Origin of the sequence: Albibacterium sp. (assembly GCF_035514885.1) — a bacterium.
Classification (GTDB): domain Bacteria; phylum Bacteroidota; class Bacteroidia; order Sphingobacteriales; family Sphingobacteriaceae; genus Albibacterium.
Genome location: NZ_DATJCH010000024.1, coordinates 122,678 through 142,077, shown reverse-complemented (window position 1 = coordinate 142,077; position 19,400 = coordinate 122,678). Strand labels below are relative to the sequence as shown.

18 protein-coding genes are annotated in these 19,400 nt (G+C 37.3%); 10 read left to right on the top strand and 8 right to left on the bottom strand.

Features of this window, described 5'->3' with window-relative positions:
- Nucleotides 1-37: 37 nt before the first annotated feature.
- Both ftsH and rsfS read right to left on the bottom strand, forming a co-directional pair.
- On the bottom strand, nucleotides 38-2,143 hold the full coding sequence (gene ftsH, locus VL047_RS11720) for an ATP-dependent zinc metalloprotease FtsH (RefSeq protein WP_325360777.1): 2,106 nt from the start codon (nucleotides 2,141-2,143) through the stop codon (nucleotides 38-40).
- A 71-nt stretch (nucleotides 2,144-2,214) separates the two neighbouring features.
- Entirely contained in the window at nucleotides 2,215-2,589 is a 375-nt protein-coding gene (rsfS, locus tag VL047_RS11715; protein WP_325360775.1) for a ribosome silencing factor, read from the bottom strand.
- Between the two features lie 97 nt (nucleotides 2,590-2,686).
- On the opposite strand from rsfS, the gene VL047_RS11710 reads away from it, so the two are divergent.
- The 3 genes from VL047_RS11710 to pfkA all read left to right on the top strand — a co-directional run bounded on the left by VL047_RS11710 (nucleotide 2,687) and on the right by pfkA (nucleotide 6,628).
- Nucleotides 2,687-3,400 carry a biotin--[acetyl-CoA-carboxylase] ligase gene (locus tag VL047_RS11710; protein WP_325360773.1) on the top strand — a complete coding sequence of 238 codons (714 nt, stop codon included), beginning with the start codon at nucleotides 2,687-2,689 and terminating at the stop codon, nucleotides 3,398-3,400.
- 10 nt (nucleotides 3,401-3,410) lie between these two features.
- Nucleotides 3,411-5,561 carry a protein-disulfide reductase DsbD family protein gene (locus tag VL047_RS11705; RefSeq protein ID WP_325360771.1) on the top strand — a complete coding sequence of 717 codons (2,151 nt, stop codon included), beginning with the start codon at nucleotides 3,411-3,413 and terminating at the stop codon, nucleotides 5,559-5,561.
- Between the two features lie 89 nt (nucleotides 5,562-5,650).
- Nucleotides 5,651-6,628 carry a 6-phosphofructokinase gene (gene pfkA / locus VL047_RS11700; protein ID WP_325360769.1) on the top strand — a complete coding sequence of 326 codons (978 nt, stop codon included), beginning with the start codon at nucleotides 5,651-5,653 and terminating at the stop codon, nucleotides 6,626-6,628.
- Here pfkA and VL047_RS11695 read toward each other — a convergent pair.
- The 4 genes from VL047_RS11695 to VL047_RS11680 all read right to left on the bottom strand — a co-directional run bounded on the left by VL047_RS11695 (nucleotide 6,609) and on the right by VL047_RS11680 (nucleotide 10,847).
- Nucleotides 6,609-7,556: a YihY/virulence factor BrkB family protein gene (locus tag VL047_RS11695; protein ID WP_325360767.1), complete on the bottom strand. Its 948-nt coding sequence runs from the start codon at nucleotides 7,554-7,556 to the stop codon at nucleotides 6,609-6,611. The genes pfkA and VL047_RS11695 overlap by 20 nt on opposite strands.
- 42 nt (nucleotides 7,557-7,598) lie before the next feature.
- Nucleotides 7,599-8,810, bottom strand: coding sequence for an alanine dehydrogenase (locus VL047_RS11690; RefSeq protein ID WP_325360766.1), 1,212 nt, complete (start codon nucleotides 8,808-8,810; stop codon nucleotides 7,599-7,601).
- A gap of 68 nt (nucleotides 8,811-8,878) precedes the next feature.
- The gene (tsaE, locus tag VL047_RS11685; protein WP_325360764.1) at nucleotides 8,879-9,292 is read right to left on the bottom strand and encodes a tRNA (adenosine(37)-N6)-threonylcarbamoyltransferase complex ATPase subunit type 1 TsaE; all 414 of its coding nucleotides are present in this window, start codon (nucleotides 9,290-9,292) and stop codon (nucleotides 8,879-8,881) included.
- A 1-nt stretch (nucleotide 9,293) separates the two neighbouring features.
- Nucleotides 9,294-10,847: a bifunctional response regulator/alkaline phosphatase family protein gene (locus VL047_RS11680; protein WP_325360762.1), complete on the bottom strand. Its 1,554-nt coding sequence runs from the start codon at nucleotides 10,845-10,847 to the stop codon at nucleotides 9,294-9,296.
- 152 nt (nucleotides 10,848-10,999) lie between these two features.
- Here VL047_RS11680 and VL047_RS11675 point away from each other — a divergent pair, with 152 nt between their 5' ends.
- The 7 genes from VL047_RS11675 (at nucleotide 11,000) to VL047_RS11645 (ending at nucleotide 17,451) form a co-directional block, all read left to right on the top strand.
- Nucleotides 11,000-12,241 (top strand): HD domain-containing protein, encoded by a 1,242-nt coding sequence (locus tag VL047_RS11675; RefSeq protein WP_325360760.1) that lies wholly within the window; start codon nucleotides 11,000-11,002, stop codon nucleotides 12,239-12,241.
- Between the two features lie 61 nt (nucleotides 12,242-12,302).
- The gene (gene lpxD / locus VL047_RS11670; RefSeq protein ID WP_325360758.1) at nucleotides 12,303-13,331 is read left to right on the top strand and encodes a UDP-3-O-(3-hydroxymyristoyl)glucosamine N-acyltransferase; all 1,029 of its coding nucleotides are present in this window, start codon (nucleotides 12,303-12,305) and stop codon (nucleotides 13,329-13,331) included.
- Nucleotides 13,332-13,371: 40 nt separating this feature from the next.
- On the top strand, nucleotides 13,372-14,784 hold the full coding sequence (locus VL047_RS11665; RefSeq protein WP_325360757.1) for a bifunctional UDP-3-O-[3-hydroxymyristoyl] N-acetylglucosamine deacetylase/3-hydroxyacyl-ACP dehydratase: 1,413 nt from the start codon (nucleotides 13,372-13,374) through the stop codon (nucleotides 14,782-14,784).
- Nucleotides 14,781-15,578, top strand: a complete 798-nt coding sequence (gene lpxA / locus VL047_RS11660) for an acyl-ACP--UDP-N-acetylglucosamine O-acyltransferase (protein ID WP_325360755.1) — start codon at nucleotides 14,781-14,783, stop codon at nucleotides 15,576-15,578. Before VL047_RS11665 ends, lpxA begins: the two co-directional genes overlap by 4 nt.
- Before the next feature lie 11 nt (nucleotides 15,579-15,589).
- Complete coding sequence (locus VL047_RS11655) at nucleotides 15,590-16,207, top strand: ABC transporter ATP-binding protein (protein WP_325360753.1); 618 nt, start codon at nucleotides 15,590-15,592, stop codon at nucleotides 16,205-16,207.
- A gap of 86 nt (nucleotides 16,208-16,293) precedes the next feature.
- Nucleotides 16,294-16,854: an elongation factor P gene (efp, locus tag VL047_RS11650; protein ID WP_325360751.1), complete on the top strand. Its 561-nt coding sequence runs from the start codon at nucleotides 16,294-16,296 to the stop codon at nucleotides 16,852-16,854.
- 15 nt (nucleotides 16,855-16,869) lie between these two features.
- Nucleotides 16,870-17,451 carry a 5-formyltetrahydrofolate cyclo-ligase gene (locus VL047_RS11645; protein WP_325360749.1) on the top strand — a complete coding sequence of 194 codons (582 nt, stop codon included), beginning with the start codon at nucleotides 16,870-16,872 and terminating at the stop codon, nucleotides 17,449-17,451.
- Here VL047_RS11645 and VL047_RS11640 read toward each other — a convergent pair.
- The gene (locus VL047_RS11640) at nucleotides 17,448-17,876 is read right to left on the bottom strand and encodes a fumarate hydratase (protein WP_325360748.1); all 429 of its coding nucleotides are present in this window, start codon (nucleotides 17,874-17,876) and stop codon (nucleotides 17,448-17,450) included. The two genes, VL047_RS11645 and VL047_RS11640, sit on opposite strands and share 4 nt — an antisense overlap.
- A 100-nt stretch (nucleotides 17,877-17,976) precedes the next feature.
- Entirely contained in the window at nucleotides 17,977-19,374 is a 1,398-nt protein-coding gene (gene fumC, locus VL047_RS11635; protein ID WP_325360747.1) for a class II fumarate hydratase, read from the bottom strand.
- Between the last annotated feature and the right edge of the window lie 26 nt (nucleotides 19,375-19,400).

Below are 19,400 nucleotides of genomic sequence, written 5' to 3'. Positions count from 1 at the left end.
GAAAAGGCTAAGAGTGTTTTACTCTTAGCCTTTAATTTTATGGATTATCACTTTTTGGTGAATCGCTGTTAGGTATATTTTCTACAGCGTCTGGATTGTCTGAAACAGTTTCCGGAATTAGCTTTTTAGCAAGCTGTTCTTGATCGTCTCCGCTATTTACAAACTCATCGTATGTTGTACGCGTGTCAAATGGTCGTTTGCCTAATATGTCTTCTAAATCTGATTGGAATAGGATTTCCTTATCCAATAGTTTATCTGCGAGTTTCTGCAAACCTTCCTTATTATCTAATAACAACTTTCTGGTTCTTTCATATGCATCAGCAATTAGCATACGTACCTCATCGTCAATCAATTCGGCAGTTTTTTCAGAATAAGGCTTATTGAACTGATTGCCTTCTTGTACTTCATTGAAGGAAACGTTTCCAACGCGATGGTTCATGCCATAAACAGTTACCATGGCATAAGCCAATTTGGTGGTTCTCTCTAAGTCATTTTGAGCTCCTGTCGATATCTTTCCAAAGGTTATGTCTTCAGCTACACGACCACCCATGGTCATACAAATACTATCAATTAATTGTTCAGTAGTATATAAGAACTGTTCTTTTGGTAAATATTGGGCATATCCCAATGCAGCGATACCGCGGGGCACAATGGATACCTTGACCAAAGGATCAACGTGTTCTAAGAACCAACCGGCGATAGCATGACCTGCTTCATGGAAGGCTACAATGCGCTTCTCCTCAGGAGATATTATTTTATTTCTCTTTTCTAATCCGCCGATAACCCGGTCAATAGCATCTTGGAAGTCTTGCATATCTACCGCTTCTTTATTGCGACGTGCAGCAATAAGGGCTGCTTCGTTACATACGTTAGCAATTTCTGCACCAGCGAACCCAGGTGTTTGAGCAGATAATTTTTTGGCGTCTACCCCTTCTGCTAACTTGATAGGCTTTAAGTGAACTTTGAAAATTTGCTCTCTGCCTACTAAATCAGGTTTATCGATGGATATCTGTCTATCAAATCGACCTGGACGCAGTAAAGCTGGATCCAGAACATCCGGACGGTTGGTTGCAGCAAGGATAATAATTCCTGAATCAGTTCCGAAACCATCCATTTCAACTAGTAATTGGTTGAGTGTATTTTCTCGTTCATCGTTACCTCCCATCATGCTGTTTTTTCCACGAGCACGACCAATGGCATCAATTTCATCAATAAAGATAATACAAGGAGCCTTTTCTTTCGCTTGTTTAAATAGATCTCTTACACGGGATGCACCCACGCCGACAAACATTTCTACAAAGTCTGAGCCCGATAGAGAGAAAAATGGAACTTGAGCTTCGCCGGCGACGGCTTTTGCTAACAAAGTTTTACCGGTTCCTGGTGATCCGATTAAAAGGGCACCCTTTGGAATTTTACCTCCAAGATTGGTGTACTTTTTTGGATTTTTAAGAAAGTCTACAATCTCCATTACCTCTTGCTTGGCTTCTTCTAAGCCTGCAACATCATTAAAGGTGATGTTAACTTGTGATTCTTTATCAAATAACTTAGCTTTTGATTTGCCTATATTGAATATTTGTCCACCAGGACCGCCACCACCGTTCCCCATTCTACGCATCAAGTATATCCAGAAGGCAATAATTAATACAAATGGCAGAAGCGTAAGTAACCAGCCTGTCCAAGGACTGTTTCTTTCTTCAAGCCTTAAGCTTACTCTCTGATTTGGAGGTATTTCTGCTTGTGCAGCATTTAGTTTCCGTTCTAGTGCATCGAACGAACCATCCGTAAAAATATATTGTGGACCTGCTTCTGCAGATACATTCAAGGCATTGGGCTGAGGTTTAACATCCTTATATTTAGGGTCGTCTAGTTTATCTTTTTTAATATAAACTTCAACTGCAATAAGTTCATTCTTTTTGAATGCTATCAGGTGATCAACATCACCTGTGTTTAACATATCTTCTTCGAATTGTTGATAGGTGATGGATTTTGCATTATCTCCACTAAATACATATTGAAGGACGAAAAAACCTAATAATAGAGCCATCCATACCCACATAATATTGAACCGAGGCGGTTTTGGAGTAATTTTTTTACTTGGAATCTTTTTTCTTCCACTAGCCTGGTTTGAAAATTTTTCTTTCATTCTTGTACTGTTAGATTATTACAACACTTAATGGTTGCTCTATATTTTTTTATTTTCCTTTAGATAAGGGATTAAGCACTCTTATAATTTTCAAGCTTGGCATCTCCCCATAGATCTTCGATACCGTAGTGTTGGCGTTTTTCTGTTTTAAAGATGTGTACAACAACATCTACATAATCAAGTAACACCCATTCGCCTTGCTCAAATCCTTCTTTATGCCAAGGATCTTGATTTAAGGCCTTATAAACTTCCTTCTCTACGCTATCTGCTAAGGCACGAACTTGAGTGGAGGACTCTGCATGACAGATTACAAAATAATCTGTCACTGAACTGTTTAATTTTCTTAGGTCAACTCGTACGATCTCATTCCCTTTTTTCTCTTGAAGACCATGTATTATGATTTCAGAAATGTATGTTGATTCATTTGGATTTCTACTTTTTGTCATTAATTATATTAGTTTTGACAATTATTTACTCATTTTAACTGAACACTTGCAAAGTAACACTTTTTCATCATTTCTTAATGGTCAAAAATTTATTACATTGAAGAGTATTTCTTCAACAAATGATTACTTTAAAGTAGAACTGTCAAAATCTACGCCATTTAGTGAAGGTACTGTTATAATGGCAGAGGATCAATTTGGAGGAAGAGGGCAGTCTGGGAATAAATGGTTCTCTGAACCAGGTAAAAATCTCACGTTTAGCATTTTATTAAAACCATCTTTTTTAAGTCCGGTCCAACAATTTAATATCAATATTATAATTTGCGTTGCTATTTATGAAGCACTTTATCCCCTGCTTGGAGATGAACTAACCATTAAGTGGCCAAATGATATTTATGTAGGTGATCGTAAATTGGGAGGAGTATTGATTGAGAATATACTGCAAGGAAATGAGTGGAAGGAGTCTATTGTAGGTATTGGCATTAATGTGAACCAGGAAGATTTTGCAGGAATAAAAAATGCTTGTTCTATAAAGGAATTATTACATCGTGAATACATACTAACTGACTTATTATACGAACTTTGTAAGTTGATTGATAAGAATTATTTTCAATTGAGGAATCAAGGTATTGCAGATCTGCGAATAGCCTATAAGAAAGTGCTCTACGGGTTAAACGAGGTTAGAGGTTTTAATCTGGAAGGCGTATTTGTTAAGGGTAAAATTATTGATGTTGCAGACGATGGACAGTTAATTGTTGACTTTAATGGTCATTCCGCAAGATTTAATTTTAAAGAGATTGAATTTGTGTTTTAAGAAGAGGTTTATGAAGAAGATTTTTTCTGTAGTCATTTTACTTTTTTTAGGTTTATTTGCCAGTGCGCAAATATATACGCCTGTTAGCTGGAAGTTCGGTGCTGAAAATATTACGAAGAACAGTGCGACGCTCGTTATTACCGCAGATATAGCTCCTGGCTGGCATGTATATTCTCAATTTATTGAGGATGGCGGACCTATTCCTACTTCATTTACCTTTGAAAAAGGTACGGGTTATATACTGGATGGAAAGGTAAGTGAGAGCCCGAAGGCAGTAGGTGGTTTTGATCCAACGTTTAAGATGGATATTGCTTGGCATAAAAAGCAGGTTAAGTTTTCTCAGAAAATAAAGCTGACTCAGCCAAAGGTTACTGTAAAGGGTGTTTTGGAGTTTATGACTTGTGATGATAGTCACTGTTTACCTCCTGAAGAAGTTCCTTTTACCATTTCTGTAGATGCTTCTAATGCTGCTCCGCTTGCTGGCTCAACTTCGGTTAAACCAGATGTGGTTTCGAGTGTCGGAAGCTTGAGTAGTAGTGAGTCTACTAATATTGTATCATTACCTGAAAGCATGCAGGATTCTGATGCTGCTGAGGTAGATTCTTCTTTATCGAAGTCTGATTCTTCTTTAGCGAAAGACTTGAACTCGATTGACTCAGAAGCAAGCACTATGGTCAATAATCAGGACGATGCGTCTCAGAATCAAAGTTTATGGGGTATTTTTATTGCTGGTATAATTGGAGGATTCGCGGCATTCTTAATGCCTTGTATCTATCCGATGGTTCCATTGACGACCTCTTACTTTACAAAACAGAGTGGTAGCCGGAGAAAAGGGATTTGGAACGCAGTTATCTATGGAATCTCAATTGTCGTGATTTACGTAGCTTTAGGAATGATTGTGACACTTATTTTTGGTGCTTCTGCATTAAACGAAGCGGCAAGTAGTGCGGTATTCAATCTGTTATTTTTTGCTATTATTCTTATTTTTGCTATCTCCTTTTTGGGGGCATTTGAAATTACTCTTCCTTCCCGTTTTGTAAATAAAATGGATGAGAAGTCTGATAAAGGGGGATTGATCGGTATATTCTTTATGGCTTTTACATTGGCATTGGTATCTTTTTCATGTACCGGTCCCATTATCGGTTATTTGCTCGTAGAGGCTGTGTCGAAAGGAACTTTACTGGGCCCGGCTATTGGTATGCTAGGTTTCTCTATTGCTTTGGCTATTCCGTTTATAATCTTTGCACTATTTCCGGCTTTCTTAAAAGAGATGCCGAGATCAGGAGGATGGTTAAATACTGTTAAAGTATCTTTAGGCTTTTTAGAACTTGCTTTAGCGTTTAAATTCCTTTCTAATGTAGATTTGGCATATCATTGGGGTTTATTAGACCGAGAAGTGTTTTTAGCTCTATGGATTGTAATCTTCGGGGTATTCGGTTTGTATCTATTAGGAAAAATTAAGCTCTCAGCATCGGATGATATTAATGTATTGTCTTTGCCGCGCCTGTTTTTTGCAATGTTGGTATTCTCTTTTACGATCTACATTGTTCCGGGAATGTGGGGTGCTCCGTTAAAGGGAATTAGTGCTTGGTTACCTCCACAAACTACACAGGATTTCGATTTGAATAAGTTGACTTATGGAAACATTGGTGGCATAAGTAAGGGTGACACAGATGAGCACGTATCGGATAGGAAATATGCGAACATATTTCACGCGCCTCATGGTTTAGATGCGTTTTATGATTATCAGGAAGGGCTTGACTATGCCCAGAAGGTTAATAAACCTGTTTTAATTGACTTTACAGGTTGGAGTTGTGTTAATTGCCGGAAAATAGAAGCCTCTGTTTGGCCCGACCCCGAAGTTCTGAGAAGGCTTAAGCAAGACTTCGTTTTAATATCACTTTATGTAGATGATAAAACTGAATTGGAAGAGTCAGAAAAATATGTCTCTGAATTCAGCGGTAAAAAGATAACAAGAATTGGTCAGAAATGGAGCGATATGCAAGCTTCGGTTTTCGGAACTAATTCTCAGCCTTACTATGTAATTGCAGATTCTAAGGGGCAAAAGCTTGTTCCTGCCCACGCTTATGACATGAGTATCCCTAATTATATAGAATTCTTAGATAGTGGATTGAAGGCTTATCGTGCCGAAGATCTTTAAAATAAATTCCGCTTCTTTTATATAAGTTCATTAGTTATAGGCTAATTTTTCTTATAATAGTAGCATTAATAATGAAATAGAGATTTTGAATGAAACAGATTAAAAGTATTGGTCTTTTTACCTCGGGTGGAGATGCGCCTGGAATGAATGCAGCTATTCGAGCTGTAGTTAGAACAGGTTTATATTATGATTTAAAGGTTTTCGGAATTACCAGAGGGTATGATGGATTAGTTAAGGGAGATTTGTTTGAGATGGACGCTAAGTCTGTTGCAAATATCATTCAGCGTGGGGGTACAATTCTTAAAACTGCCCGGAGTACGGAGTTCCTTACCATAGAAGGAAGGCAACAAGCATATGATAAATTACAGGAGGCGGGGATTGATGCCTTGGTTGTAATTGGAGGCGATGGTAGTTTTACGGGTGCTAAGAAATTTATCGATGAGCATGGTGTTCCGATTATTGGTATTCCAGGAACAATTGATAATGATTTGCAGGGAACAGACTTCACGATCGGTTATGATACTGCGATTAATACTGTAGTAGATGCAATTGACAAAATTAGGGATACAGCTGAATCACACGATCGTGTATTCATTGTTGAAGTGATGGGCAGAGACTCTGGGTTAATAGCACTGAGAAGTGGAATTGGTATAGGAGCTGAAGCTATTTTGATTCCTGAGGCTAATCTTGATTTTAGTGATACACTAAGCCGTATGGATAAAACAAGGAAGAATAAATCATCTAGGATAATTATTGTTGCTGAAGGTGATGATGGAGGTGGGGCTTTTGAGGTTGCCGATCTTGTTAAGAGTCGTTTTCCTCATTATGATGTACGAGTTTCTGTATTAGGTCATATTCAACGTGGGGGTAAGCCTTCCTGTATGGATCGCGTGCTTGCAAGTCGTTTAGGGGTAGCTGCAGTAGAAGGTCTTTTAGCTGGACAATCAGGCGAAATGGCAGGTTTGATAGGTTCTGATGTTTGTTTTACTCCTTTCGATAGAGCAATTAAGCATATCCGGGAAGTAAATCCGAATCTTTTGAAGATAGCTAATATCCTTTCTCTTTAGTATCATTTTCGTTTACATCATGTTCAATTTCTGTTTGTATAACCCGAACAGCAAATCTAGAGGGTAAAATCTCTCCACAGGTCCATTTCGTGTAAACCTTTGTAAACTCTGCACCAAAGTATAAGATAGCAGAGGTGTAATAGACCCAAAGTAGAATAATAATAATTGAACCAGCTGCGCCATAAGCACTTTCTGGCGCAGTAAATTGCATATATAGGCTAATCAGGTATTTGCCGATAATAAAGAGGATTGCTGTAAAAAGGGCTCCACCTCTAACGTGTTTCCATTTAATTTCTGCATCGGGAAGGAACTTGAAGATAACTCCGAAAAGAATGGAAATGACTATGAATGTGATTCCAAAGTTTATGAGCGTGAATACGATGGCAATCGTATCTGGAAAAATCGTTAGAAGATAACTGCTCAGTAATTCAATAACCGTACTTATTATTAGGGAAACAATGAGTAGAAAACCTAAGCCTATGACAATAGAAAAGGAAAGTACACGGTCTATTAACATTTTTCTTAGTCCTTTCTGAGGTTTGGCACGAACACCCCAGATGGCATTAATTGAATCTTGAATTTCAATAAAAACCGTCGTGGAACCTATAACTAAGGTTCCTATTCCTATAACAATTGCAATTCCTGATTTTTCTGAAACACTAATTTTTTGAATAATTTCCTGAACTTGTTGGGCTGCGACAGATCCAACGATATCATTCAATTCATTGAATATGCGTCCTTCTATAGCATCTTCTCCATAGAAGAAGCTTACAGTCCACATAATAATCAATAAGAGTGGTGCTAAGGAAAAGATAGTATAGTATGCTAAAGCTGCACTTTTCTTCATTATTTTATCTTCTGCAAAACCTGAGAGTGTTTGCTTTACAAGAGAGAAGTACCTTTTAAAATAATTTATATTAACCTTCATATTAATCCTGCTTTAATAACGGTAAAAGATGGATTTAGTTTTCTAACGATGAGAAAAGGCTATTAGTTCAAGGTCTTTTGGTGTAATGTTGAAACGGTCGCCAATATCTTTATTGGTTAATGCGCCTTGGTATAGGTACACTGCATTTCGTATTCCAGGCCTGCTCCAAATTAAGTTTATCATGCTTCCCATTTCCCCCATTTCCAGTAATATAGGGGTGAAAATATTAGTCATTGCGTAGGTGGCTGTCCGCGCAACCCTAGAAGCAATGTTTGGAACACAATAATGGATTACATCGTGCTTTCTAAATGTTGGTTTTAAGTGATTGGTAATCTGTGAAGTTTCGAAGCAACCGCCTTGATCGATGCTTACATCGATAATAACGGAATTGGGTTTCATTTTCTCCACAGTAGCTTCTTCAATAAGACATGGACATCTTCCATTAACCGAGCGAACGGCTCCAATTACAACATCCGAAGAAATAATTGCCTTTCGTAAAACAATTGGTTGAATAACCGATGTAAAAACTAAGCTGCCAATATTAGTTTGCAGGCGGCGTAATCTGTAGATTGAACTATCGAAGACTTTAACCTGCGCTCCTAAGGCTAAAGCTGTTCTTGCGGCATATTCACCTACGGTTCCTGCTCCTAAAATGACAATTTCTGTTGGCGGAACTCCTGTTATTCCACCAAGCATTAAGCCTTTTCCGTCAAAAACATTACTTAAATATTCAGCAGCAATAAGAATAGAAGTGGCGCCTACAATCTCACTCATAGCTCTTACGACGGTAAGTATATTTCCTTCGTCTCGGAGGTATTCATAGCTTATTGCAGTAATTCGTTTCTTCATCATTGCCTGTAGTTGCTCAAGACTTAGAAAGGAAGGTTGTTGAGATGAAAACAAAACCTGTCCATTTTTCATCATATCAATCTCTTCCATAGTTGGAGGAGATATTTTAATAATGACGTCTGCTTTATAGATGCTCTTTTTATCAGGAATAATTTCGGCACCCTGTTCGCTGTAATGATGATCTAGAAAATTTGCAGCAGCTCCTGCTCCGCTTTCCATAATGACACGGTGGCCATTTTCTACTAATAAAGCCACCGATAGGGGTGTTAGTGCGATTCTGTTCTCCTGAAAAGACGTCTCCTTGGGAATCCCAATGAATAATTGATTCTTTCTGGTACCAACTTCTTGTAAAACTTCCTGTGTTTGTCTTAAAGCCTGGTGGGCTAAGTTAGAAAATTCGCTCATACCTTAGATTCATGCATAATGAAGCGATTAAGGTACGAAAAAGAAATTAAAAAGCTTTAGTTCCAAGCTTACACGTCGATTTTTAATAATCGATTCTGATCTATCAGATCAATCTTAATAAGAAAAGCGTCTTCTGGCAACAATGAGCTTATCTTTTGTGGCCACTCCACAAAACAGTAATTCCCTGAATAGAAATATTCCTCATACCCTAAATCATAAGCCTCTTTCTCATTCTTTAATCGATAGAAGTCGAAGTGATAAATAGGTCCACCTTCTCCCGTATATTCATTTACTATTGAAAATGTAGGACTCGTAATGGATTCTGTTACAGCCAGTTGTTTACACAGTTCTTTTATTATGGTTGTCTTTCCGGCCCCCATAGGAGCTTCGAATAGAAATACTTTTTTATCGCCGGCTAGTTTTAGGAGCTGTGACGCAATTTGAGGTAACTGACTAAGTTGTTTTAAAATAATCTCTTTCAAGTTATTTGGTGCTATATGAAATATATGGAATAATAATCTCCTCCATTGATATTCCTCCATGCTGGAAAGTTTCGTTATAGTAATTAACAAATTGATTGTAGTTGTTAGGGTAAACGAAATAGGTATCCTCCTTTGCGAAAATAAAGCTAGAGCTTACATGCAATTTTGGTAACATGGCATCGTGTGGATTCTTTATATGAAAAACGTCTTTCGCGATAAAATTAAGATTTTTTCCTTGTTTATACCGTAAATTGGTATTAGTATTTCGGTCGCCTATTACCTTACTTGGATGTTTTACACGAATAGTTCCATGGTCGGTCGTAATAACTATACGAACGTTTTTCTGTGAAAGCCTTTTTAGTGTATCCAGAAGAGGTGAATGTTCGAACCAAGAGAGTGTTAAAGACCGGTAGGCAGATTCATCACTGGCTAATTCTCGAATCATCGCCATATCTGTTCTTGCATGCGAAAGCATATCCACAAAGTTGTAGACCAATACATTTAAGTCGTTTTCCATTAAATTGCTTAGGTTCTCAGCAATATCTCTTCCTTGTTCGAGGGTAAGGATTTTATTATAGGAGAATTTACTGTCTTTACGCATAATGCGTTTAATTTGGTCAGCTATAAAATCTTCCTCGTGTAAGTTTTTACCTCCTTCGTCTTCGTCATTTTGCCACATTTCAGGATACCGCTTCTCCATATCCAATGGCATTAATCCACTGAAGATAGCATTTCTTGCATACTGCGTAGCTGTTGGTAGAATACTATAATAGTGACCTTCTTCGTCCAGATGGTAGTAGTTACTAAGAATCGTATTAATAATACGCCACTGATCGTACCTAAGGTTATCTATTAAAAAGAAGAAAGTAGGTTTCTCCTTTTTCATAGAAGGGAAGAGTTTTTTAGCAAATAGCTGATGCGATAATATAGGTCCTGTTTCAGGAGATTTTATCCAGCTTAAATAGTTATTTTCAATAAACTTTGAAAATTGAGCATTTGCTTCTGCCTTCTGGAGTGTGAGAACTTCATGCATTCCGGCATCTTCTAATTTTTCCAGAGAAAGCTCCCAATAAACAAGTTTTTTATAGACTTCTGCCCATTGTTCATGATTTAAACGATCGTTGAGAGTCATGCCTAATACACGAAAATCTTGTTGATAAGCAATCGACGTTTTTTCACTTACCAATCTTTTATTCTCTGTAAATTTCTTTATAGTCAATAGAATCTGTTTTGGATTGACTGGCTTTATTAAATAGTCGTCTATTTTTGCTCCAATAGCATCTTCCATCAAATGCTCCTCTTCATTTTTTGTAACCAATACCATGGGGACGGCAGGATTAATGCTTTTTAATTGCGCTAAGGTTTCTAGTCCTGTTAATCCGGGCATGTTTTCATCTAAGAAAACTAAATCGAAATATGATGTTCTAAAAGCTTCTACAGCATCTGTTCCATTTGTTACAGTTTTTACAAAGTAACCTTTCTCATTTAAGAGCATGATATGCGGCTTGAGTAAATCAATTTCGTCATCAGCCCATAATATATTTGTTTCTTGCATTGTATTTGTTTACTAAGTAAAGTACGAACTTAAAGAATGTTTAATTAGAGTATCTATAATTTAACAAAGATTAACAGAAAAGTGTTCCTTACTAAGCAGAAATATTTTTTTAAAATAAAAAATAGCACCTTTGTTGAAACTTATTTTAGAAATTGAAGAAGAAGAAAATAGTCAACGATCCTGTATATGGTTTTATATCAGTTCCTGGCGGATTAATCTTTGATTTGATTGAGCATCCTTATTTTCAGCGATTGCGATATATCAAACAAGTGAGTTTGACTCATATGGTTTATCCCGGAGCTCTTCATACGCGTTTTCAGCATGCTTTAGGAGCGATGTATTTAATGGGTTTAGCAATTGAAACCCTTCGTGGAAAAGGTGTAACGATAAGTGCAGAAGAAGAAGAGGCAGCTTTAATTGCAATATTATTACATGATATCGGACATGGTCCATTTTCCCACTCACTTGAGCACTCCATAGTTGAAGGTGTTTCGCATGAGGATATTTCGGGACTGATAATGGATAAGCTGAATGAGGAGTTTGCTGGTCAGCTAACAATGGCGATATCCATTTTTAGAAATGACTATCCGAAATTCTTTTTACATCAATTGGTGTCGAGTCAGTTGGATACAGATCGAATGGACTATCTTATTCGAGATAGCTTTTTTACCGGTGTAACAGAAGGTGTGATTAGTTTTAATCGGATCATAAAAATGCTGAATGTGTTTGATAATGAGCTTGTCGTTGAAGAGAAGGGGATCTATTCGATAGAGAAATTTTTAATAGCACGGCGGTTGATGTATTGGCAAGTATATTTGCATAAAACAGTTATTAGTGCTGAGCAAATGTTAGTTAAAATCCTTCATAGAGCTAAACACCTTAGCTTACAAGGGGAGGAACTATTTGCTACACCGTTTTTGAAACATTTTTTAACTACACAAATTACTAAGGAAGCTTTCGAAACGAATCCGGAGCATCTAGCTGCTTTTGTAGAATTAGATGATGTAGATATTTTAGCTAGTATTAAAGTTTGGACTAACCATCCTGATAGGACTTTATCTTTGTTGTGTAATCGATTAATGAACCGACAATTGAATAATGTTGAAATGAGCAATGATAAACCTGATGAGGAGTTGTTGTTAAGACTCAGGAAGGCTGCGGTAGATTATTTTGATATTCCGGAGTCAGAAGTTGACTATCTTGTTTATTCAAAAACAATATCGAATAGTGCTTATCAGGTTGGAGATGGGAGCATTAAAATTTTAATGAAGAACGGATTACTTAAGGATATAACCCAGGCTTCGGATTTATCCAACTTGGAGGTATTATCTAAAAAGGTGCAAAAATATATTGTGTCTTTTCCAAAAGATCTTCGTTCAAAAGGTTTATTTTAGCACCCTGATTTCAATATGGTAATTTTTTCTTCATAAATTAGTAACATATATAAATTTGCAGATGCAATTTACCGCACAACAAATTAGTGATTTAATAGATGGGACAATCGAAGGTGATGCTGAGGTTGCGGTTTCTGAGATATCAAAGATAGAAGAAGCTAAGTCGGGGAGCATTACATTTCTTTCCAATCCAAAATATGAATCTTATTTATATAGTTCGGAAGCTTCTATCGTAATTATTAATGAAGATCAACAGGTTAAGCGTCCTGTTCAATCTACTTTGATACGTGTAAAGGATGCTTATACTGCTCTTTCTGTTCTTTTGGAGATTTATAATCAATTGAGATTTGATAAAAAGGGAATTGAAGAGGGTAGTTTTATTCATCCAACTGCAACGATTGGTAAGGATGTTTATATTGCTGCTTTTAGTTATATAGGACCGCACGCAAAAATCGGAGATTATTGTAAAATATATCCTCATAGTTATATTGGCGATCATGCTATTTTGGGGAGTTATTGTACAATTCACGCGGGAGTAAAGATATACTACGACTGTGTTTTAGGAGACCGTGTCATGGTTCACTCGGGTGCGGTTATAGGAAGTGATGGATTTGGTTTTGCTCCTCAGAGTAATGGATCTTATAAGAAGATCAATCAAATTGGTAATGTAGTAATTGGTAATGATGTAGAAGTGGGCGCTAATACAACTATTGATCGCGCCACTCTCGGGTCTACAAAGATAGGCAATGGCGTGAAATTAGATAATCTAATTCAATTGGCACATAATGTTGAATTAGGAGAGAATACTGTGATAGCTGCTCAGACAGGGGTTTCTGGTAGTGCTAAAGTTGCAGAAAATGTTGTGTTGGGCGGACAAGTAGGAGTTGCCGGCCATATTACAATAGCTAAAGGTTCTCAGGTACAAGCCCAATCTGGAATAAATAGGTCCATAGTTGAATCAAATAAGAAATGGGCTGGAACGCCGGCTTCTAACTACGCTTCTCAAATGCGTATTCAGGTTACTTTGCAAAAGCTGCCTTTGATTGAGAAGCGGATTGCAGAATTAGAAAACTTAATAAATAAAAAGTAACTTTAATCTTAAATCGTCGATTGACGAAGAGTTTGAAAGAATGAACGAGAAACAAAGAACCATTAAAAACGAAGTAAGTATTTCCGGTGTAGGTTTACATACTGGCAGATCAGCTTCATTAACGTTTAAGGCTGCACCAGAAAATCACGGTTATAAATTTCAAAGGATCGATTTAGATGGAAAACCTGTTATTGACGCTGATGTTGATAACGTTACTGATACATCCAGAGGAACTACTATCTCTCAAAACGGAGCAAGTGTAAGTACCATTGAGCATTTATTAGCCTCTTTGGTTGGTATGGAAATCGATAATGTATTGATTGAAATTGATGGTCCGGAAGTTCCGATTATGGATGGAAGCTCTTCATTCTTTACGGAAGCTTTAGATAGAGCTGGTTATGTTATTCAGAAATTGGATAGGGAATATTATACAATCCCTCATAATATGCATTATACCGAGCCTGAACGGGAGGTAGAAATGGTAGCGATGCCGTTGGAGGGTTACCGTTTAACTTGTATGATCGATTATAATTCTCCTGTTTTGGGAAGCCAACACGCTTCTATCTCAAGTATTGATGAGTTTAAGACGGAAATTGCAGCATCTAGGACCTTTTGCTTTTTGCATGAGCTGGAAACATTGGTCGATAATAACTTAATTAAGGGTGGTGATTTAAATAACGCGATTGTAATAGTTGACAAAGATGTGAACGATAGTGAATTAACATCTTTGGCAAAACTATTTAATCGTAAAGACATTAAAGTAGCAAAAGAAGGTATTCTGAATAATATAGAATTACGTTATCAGAATGAGCCAGCAAGGCATAAGCTGCTTGATATGATAGGTGATTTGGCTCTAATTGGCGTGCCGTTAAAAGGGCATATTATGGCAGCGAGGCCAGGCCATGCAGCGAATGTAGCTTTTGCGAAAAAAATTAAAGCCGCTATCAAAAAGGAAAGAAGCAAAAAGAGAGTTCATCTCTATGACCCAGGTGCAAAGCCGCTGTATGATGTTGTACAGATTATGGATATTTTGCCTCATCGTCCGCCATTCCTTTTTATAGATAAAATCTTAGAGCTATCAAAGACGCATGTTGTGGGAGTGAAGAATGTAACCATGAATGAAGACCTTTTTCAAGGTCATTTTCCCGGCACACCTGTTTTTCCAGGAGTTATACAAGTTGAAGCGATGGCTCAAACGGGCGGTATTCTAGTATTAAGTACTGTTCCGGATCCTAGAAATTATATTACTTTATTTTTAAAAATAGACAACGTCAGGTTTAGAGCACAAGTGTCTCCTGGTGATACTATTGTTTTTAGATGTGACTTGATGGAACCGATAAGGAGAGGAATAGCACAGATGAAAGGAGTTGGTATGGTTGGTGAGAAGATTGTGGTTGAGGCAGAGATGATGGCTCAAATTACGAGAATTAAAGAAAGCGAAACTACATTATGATTCAACCTCTAGCTTATATACATCCGGAAGCAAAGATTGCTAACAATGTGGTTATTGAACCTTTTGCTACTATTTATAAAAATGTTGAAATTGGGGAAGGCACCTGGATAGGGCCCAATGTGACGATAATGGAAGGCGCCCGAATTGGAAAAGGTTGTAGAATTTTCCCAGGAGCCGTTATTTCAGGAATTCCTCAGGATCTAAAGTTTGACGGCGAGGAAACTACAGCAGAAATTGGTGATAATACGACCATAAGAGAATGTGTTACTATTAATCGTGGAACAAAAGATCGCTGGAAGACCAGTGTAGGTAAAAATTGTCTTATACAAGCTTATAGCCATATAGCCCATGATTGTATCGTTGGTGATAATTGCATTTTCTCAAATAGCAGTACGTTGGCTGGGCATATTACTGTAGGTGATTATGTAGTATTGGCAGGAATGGTTGCTGTTCATCAGTTCTGCAGCATTGGTTCTCATTCCTTTATTGCTGGTGGTACTTTAGTAAGAAAAGATGTACCTCCTTTTGTGAAAGCAGCACGCGAACCTATCGCTTACGTTGGTATTAACTCAGTTGGTTTACGTAGAAGAGGCTACTCTTCTGAAATGATAAATGAAATTCAGGATATCTACCGTACTTTATTCGTGAAGCATAACAATCTGACAAAGGCGTTGGGCATTATTGAAACAGAGTTTACACCAACAGAAATTAGGGATGAAATTCTTGATTTTGTTCGTAATTCCAACCGTGGAGTAATGAAGGGTTTTGGACAAGGGAAACTGGGAGCGATGTAATTCTGTGTATTTTGAAAATTGAGCTTGAGAATATAGGAAGAAGGTTTAATAAGGAATGGATCTTTAAACAAGTCAATTATCAATTTATTCAAGGAGAAAGCTATGCTATCTTAGGTCCGAATGGGTCTGGAAAGTCAACTTTCATGCAAGTTATTGCCGGGAATCTAAGTCCATCCGATGGAAAAATAAGCTATTCTATCGATAACAGAATTCTAGATGTAGCTAAAGTCTTTGAGCATTTATCATTAGCGGCTCCCTATCTTGAACTGATTGAAGAATTTACACTTCGTGAATTAATAACTTATCATTTTCGATTTAAGAAACTAGTTGAAGGTTGGGATACTGATCGGATAATGCAGTTGCTGGATCTGAATAAATCAGAGAATAAAGAAATTAAATACTTCTCTTCCGGAATGAAGCAGCGGACAAAACTTGCTTTGGCATGCTGTGCTGATACTCCCTTGCTTTTCCTGGATGAACCTACGTCGAATTTGGATAATCAAGGTATTGAATGGTATCATCAGCTTATTAATGATTTTTCGAAACAGCGAATGCTTATCGTATGTTCTAATCAGCTTCATGAGTATAGCTTCTGTACAAATCATTTGACCATTCAAGATTATAAATAATTGTGCCCACTGTTGGTTTTTGCAGATAGGTATTAAACGATTATATTTGTTAGGAAATATTATTGAATCAAATAAATTATAATTAAATGGCAAAGGCTTCGGACGTAAAAACAGGGAATGTTTTAAGATTTAATGGCGAGTTAGTTACAGTTGAAGAATTTATACATCGGACTCCTGGAAATCTACGAGCTTTTTATCAAGCCAGAATGCGAAATGTTAAAACAGGCAAGATTGCTGAATATCGATTTCGTACAGATGAGGAAGTAGAAATAGCTCGTGTTGAAACAAACGACTATCAATACTTATATGATGAAGGCGATTTCTTTGTTGTAATGGATAACAGCAGTTATGAGCAATTTAATATCCCTAAGCATCTGTTTGGTGATACAGCACGATTCTTAAAAGAAGGAATGGATGTGATTGTTGCTTTTGAGAGTGATGAACCTATCATCGCAAGTGCGCCTACAAGCGTAGAGCTTGAAATTACATATAGTGAGCCTGCTGTTAAAGGAGATACTTCTACAGGTGCTCTTAAAAATGCTACTGTTGAAACCGGAGTTGAAATTAAGGTTCCGTTATTTATAAATCAAGGCGATCGTGTTAAGATAGATACACGCACAGGTAATTACATTGAACGCGTAAAGTAGATTTTATGTATTTAAATGGCGACTAAAAAGGAATTACGAGCGCAATTTAAGAAGACACGTCTACTTTTAACTAAGGAAGAAGAAGATTCGCTCAATAATGAACTGCTGAGACAATTTCAGCAGTTCAATTGGTCAAAGTTCACTTATATACATATATTTTTTCCAATAAAACACTATAGAGAACCCAATACTGTTTTATTGATTGATTGGCTTCAATCTGCTTATCCTCAAATACAACTGGTACTATCTAAATCCGATATGGAATCTTTGGCTATGCATCATTATGCATGGGAGAAGGGTCAATTACTTGAATTAAATGAATGGGGCATTGAGGAACCTAGATCAGGGAAAGTAGTCTTATCCGAACAACTTGATATTGTGTTACTCCCTCTTTTAGCTTTCGATAGGATGGGTAATAGGGTAGGTTATGGCAAGGGATTCTACGATCGTTTCCTTTCTACTTGTCGCCCTGATTGTTTGAAGGTTGGTCTTTCCCTGTTTGAGCCGGTTAATTCAATTGAAGATACTAATGCATTGGATGTGCCATTGGATTATTGCATTACTCCAAACACTATCTGGGAATTTAAAGGCTTTTAATATACCTCCTTTGGTATACATGTTGTTGTAGCCGTTTTTCTTAACTCAATAGGAATGTGGCTATAGCGGTTTTCGAGATATAGTGAATCGCTTGTTTGCTGAGCTATTTTAAAGCGAGGCAAATACTGGCCAATGTGGTGGCACCCCGTCAGTTTCTGTCGCCAGTTTTCATGGGTGTAAGTGGCTTCAATTATTAAACTATCTCCCCGAACTACATAAACGCCTCTTGCATATTCACTCCATTCACCATTTCCATAGCAGGAATCTATATCCATTTTCGTTTTAGAGAATGTTTTGATCTTTACATAAACAGAGTCACAATTGAATTTGAAATCGTAAAGTTCATAGCGCTGCAGTTTGTCCTGATTCGGAACACTTTCAGCTATCCAAGATCCCTGGAGAAATTCTGCTCCAGGGTTTTGCATTTTTGAATTGAATTTGCAAGAAGTTATGAAAAGCATCAGAATCATGGAGATACTAATGCTCAATCTTGTTTTGATTATTCGGTTAATACTTTTGCCCATGCTATTTTAAACCGCCAATCATATCTTCCGGTCTTACCCATTCATTGAATTGCTCGTCAGTTAATAGGCCAAGTGATATTGCGGCTTCCCGAAGAGATGTATTTTCTTTATGAGCTTTTTTCGCAATTTTGGCTGCATTTTCATAGCCGATATGAGGATTCAATGCTGTAACCAACATTAATGAGTTTTCTAAATGCTTTTTGATACCATCATAGTTAGGTTCAATACCAATAGCACAATGATCGTTGAATGAAACGCAAGCATCTCCAATTAACCTGGCGCTCATTAAGAAATTTGCAGCCATTACGGGTTTGAAAACATTGAGTTCATATTGACCATTTGATCCCCCTACAGAGATAGTAACATCATTTCCCATAACTTGGGCAGCTACCATGGTTACAGCCTCACATTGGGTTGGATTTACCTTGCCTGGCATGATGGATGAACCGGGTTCATTTTCGGGAATAATGATTTCACCAATTCCTGACCTTGGACCTGATGCCAGCATTCGAACATCATTCGCAATTTTCATTAGGGAAACCGCGATTTGTTTTAATGCGCCGTGGCTTTCTACAATAGCATCGTGCGCTGCTAGGGCTTCAAATTTATTTTCTGCTGTAATAAATGGTAGTTCTGTAAATTGAGCAATGTATTTAGCTACATTCTCAGAATATCCTTTTGGAGTATTGATGCCTGTTCCTACAGCAGTACCACCAAGTGCTAATTGCGATAAATGTGGCAATGTGTTTTTTAGAGCATTTATTCCAAATGTTAATTGAGCCACATAGCCAGAAAACTCCTGGCCCAAAGTAATCGGTGTAGCATCCATTAAATGCGTTCTTCCAATTTTAACTACTTTGGAGAACTCTTCAGATTTTGATTTTAATGTATCTCTCAGTTTCTCTATTCCGGGAATGGTTGTATTTATCAACATTTTATATGCAGCGATATGCATGGCTGTTGGATAGGTGTCATTTGACGATTGAGATTTGTTTACATCGTCATTGGGATGGATAAATGGAGTTCCTTCTCCAAGCTTATGACCTTGTATAGCATGAGCACGATTCGAAACAACTTCATTAACGTTCATGTTCGACTGGGTCCCTGAACCGGTTTGCCAGATAACTAATGGAAACTGATCCTGTAATTTTCCTTCCAGGATCTCGTCACATACTTGAGCAATAAGATCTCTTTTTTCTGAAGACAAGATTCCCGCATCTGTATTGGTGTAAGCTGCAGCTTTCTTTAAATAAGCGAAAGCTTCAATAATTTCTTTGGGCATAGAAGCCGGAGACCCAATTTTAAAGTTATTTTTTGAACGTTCAGTTTGAGCACCCCAATATTTATCTGAAGGAACCTTCACTTCCCCCATTGTGTCGTGCTCTATTCTATATGCCATAATATTAATATTTATTTTATACACAA